This is a genomic window from Vogesella mureinivorans, assembly GCF_007644035.1.
Classification (GTDB): Bacteria; Pseudomonadota; Gammaproteobacteria; order Burkholderiales; family Chromobacteriaceae; genus Vogesella; species Vogesella mureinivorans.
The window spans coordinates 1-263 of the sequence record NZ_VMTV02000483.1; the positions used below are offsets into that span (position 1 = coordinate 1).

Sequence of the window (263 nt, forward strand, 5' to 3'; positions counted from 1 at the left end):
TGTGCAGCACGCAGCCGATTTCCGGGAAGCGGCGGTAGATCTGGGTGTGCAGGCCGGTTTCGGCGGACGGGCGCAGTTCGGTCTCCACGCCGCGGCCGTCAAGGTCGACCACCATGATGTCGGCGGGCGTGAGCCGGCCCTTGTCGCGGCCGGACACGGTGACCGCGATCAGCTCGCCGTCGAGGCGCATCGAGAAGTTGCTGCTGGTGGCCGGCGTCCAGCCCAGCCGGGCCAGATCGGCGGCAGCGGTGATGATGTCGTTG

Annotated in this window: 1 protein-coding gene; it reads right to left on the reverse strand. The window is 69.6% G+C overall.

Features of this window, described 5'->3' with window-relative positions:
* The coding region (locus tag FLQ44_RS13525) for a class II aldolase/adducin family protein (protein WP_206208879.1) at positions 1 to 263 on the reverse strand (263 nt) is incomplete at both ends.